The sequence below is a fragment of the Candidatus Symbiopectobacterium sp. NZEC135 genome (assembly GCF_025962695.1).
This window is the reverse complement of record NZ_JAGFPF010000298.1, coordinates 1-1,869: the sequence shown is the minus strand read 5'-3', so window position 1 is coordinate 1,869 and position 1,869 is coordinate 1. Positions and strand designations below refer to the sequence as shown.

Below are 1,869 nucleotides of genomic sequence, written 5' to 3'. Positions count from 1 at the left end.
TAAAGTAATAAAGTAATAAAGTAATAAAGTAATAAAGTAATAAAGTAATAAAGTAATAAAGTAATAAAGTAATAAAGTAATAAAGCGAAATAATAACAGCATGTTAGCTCTGTATTACGTTTTTCGAAAAATCGTAGTCATTACCCTATGCACCCGTTTTCTCTTTTCTTCGGTACGTTCAGAACTTGATGGATTGTTTATTTTTCACAGATTCAACGCTTTACCCGCTATCCACACGGTAAATAAACATCTTCTCTCCTGACATCTGTTATTGGATCAATGATACCAACAGGTCTATACGCTCTTCCCAGAGAAAATAATTAATTGCAAAGCAAGTCAAAAACAAAGTCAATATTCTCTTAATGGCTACCTATTTATATTGAAAAACTATAGCATTATGCTTGACAAGATATTTAATAAACCTTAATGTTCCGAAATGTTATCAGGTGAATATTCTTAAAAGTCATCAGGGACGATACCTAACGAATAGATAAATCAATTGGATTAAAAAGGAACTTTACTATGAAGGACTTAAAGGAATCTCATGCTAATCCAAGGAAAAAAATAGCCTTAATCCCTCCTCAATTACTCTTTTTATGGGATTCATCAGCAGAGCCTTGGGGATTCAAGGATATTAACTCACGTTATATCTACGGCAACCTGGCTTATTACGATCTTCTAAACATCAATCCTGACACTTTTTCAATTATTGGGCTACTTGACAATGAATTGCCGTCGCCTATAGCTGATTTTGCTTCTCATTTTCAACAGCATGATCGTCAAACTATAGAAAAGAAAGATCGACTCTGTTCTATCGAAATTCATCCCTATGGGAAAGATCAAATAATGCTGCCCTATTATTTTGATAAATATCCTCTTTATGATAAGAAAAATACAGAATGTGTAGGGACTATATTTCATGCCCGGCCAGTAGAAAATTCATCATTGCCGGGGAAGCTCATATTTAACGCTGAGCCAGGTTATTTTCTATTTTACTCACCAGATCCGATTTTCACTACAGGAGAGCTTGATATTATTTTTTGCCTCTTACAGAGAATGAGTAGTAAACTTATTGCTCGCTTTCTATCGCTAACACCCAAAACAATAGAAAATAAGATACAAATAATATATGAAAAAGCGGGGGTTCATTCATCTTATGAATTTATTAATTATTGTCAGAAAAATAACCTTGATCGCTATCTTCCGCAAAAAATACTAAAGCAAGAAAGTACAGTGTTGGATATGCTGTCTTCTGTTTGCCTACCTTGTCGGGTATGAAATACATTACTTTAATGTTCCTACTGCCTTGGCTTTTATCCTTATTGTATTGCCTGACATATAGCCAAGTGGTAAGGATTCAAGCTCAACAATTCTAATTGAATCAGGCATGGCCCCATTTTTTATTGCCTCTTTGGTCGCCATATTCTCCGCTTTTTCTAAATAATCGTCTAATTTTTTATTTTCAGTAGAAACTATCATATCAACGCTACCGCTAACCTGAGCTGTTGCAACACCAATCGCATTAGCGACACCAGAATGTTGTGGTTTTATAACTTTTGACGCGCCCTTTAATTGCATTGGCAAAACCTCAGCACCTCCTCCCACAAGAATAACGGGTAACGCATTGGCAGTATTATTCATTTTCTCCAGGATTTTCTCTAACATAGAGACATAGCAGCCAGCAATTTTTGCCACTTGTTCAGGGCAAAGATGCGAAATTTTGTTGATATCTCCGATAGTTGCCCATCCCATAGCCACTGCTATATCGGTAACAGTCAGAATATTACCGCCAAAAACAAGTGCTTTATCAGGTAGTTCATAACCAACACTCTCGGGGCCAATTTTAATAACATTGCCAGATTCTATTTT

At 35.4% G+C, this 1,869-nt stretch carries 1 protein-coding gene and 1 pseudogene; one reads left to right on the top strand and one right to left on the bottom strand.

The features are described from left to right. Positions 1-522 precede the first annotated feature (522 nt). Positions 523-1,278, top strand: coding sequence for a PAS domain-containing protein (locus J5224_RS26155; RefSeq protein ID WP_264628101.1), 756 nt, complete (start codon positions 523-525; stop codon positions 1,276-1,278). Between the two features lie 6 nt (positions 1,279-1,284). Here J5224_RS26155 and J5224_RS26150 read toward each other — a convergent pair. Further along, positions 1,285-1,869 (bottom strand): annotated as a pseudogene (locus J5224_RS26150) (hydantoinase/oxoprolinase family protein); the annotation flags it as partial.